The sequence below is a fragment of the Enterobacter sp. T1-1 genome (genome assembly GCF_000710795.1).
Taxonomy (GTDB): domain Bacteria; phylum Pseudomonadota; class Gammaproteobacteria; order Enterobacterales; family Enterobacteriaceae; genus Enterobacter; species Enterobacter cloacae.
Genome location: NZ_JALW01000117.1, coordinates 1 through 404, shown reverse-complemented (window position 1 = coordinate 404; position 404 = coordinate 1). Strand labels below are relative to the sequence as shown.

The 404-nt window shown below is 58.2% G+C and carries 1 pseudogene; it reads right to left on the bottom strand.

The features are described from left to right. A pseudogene (locus AK59_RS01000000123995) lies at positions 1 to 387 on the bottom strand (phage tail tape measure protein); the annotation flags it as partial. Positions 388 to 404: the final 17 nt, after the last annotated feature.

Sequence of the window (404 nt, the reverse complement as noted above, 5' to 3'; positions counted from 1 at the left end):
GCCAGCCTGCGCGAGCTCCGTGCGCTGGCGCTGCACCGACTGCCTGAGCCCGTTATATTTGAGCTGCAGATCAGCGGCGGATTTCTTTGCCGCCTCCATCGCGCGCGCCTGCGCTTTAGTCGGGTTTTCTGTTTTTTTAAACTGGACGGCCAGTGCTGCAGCCTCCTGTTTCGCTTTATCAAGCGACTGACCAGTCACGGCAAGCTGTGCGCTCGCTTTCCTGAATCCGTCAATTCGGGACGCCTGCGCATTCAGATCGCGCAGGCTGTTTTGAGAAGTGCGGATGTCGCCAGCAAGGGTCTTGCTGGCAGTCTGGATAGCTTTGAGCGGTCGGCTTGCCCGGTCTACTGCGTTCAGCAGTACCTCAATCCTGACGTTATTGCTCATGGTGGTTTCCGCTTCGC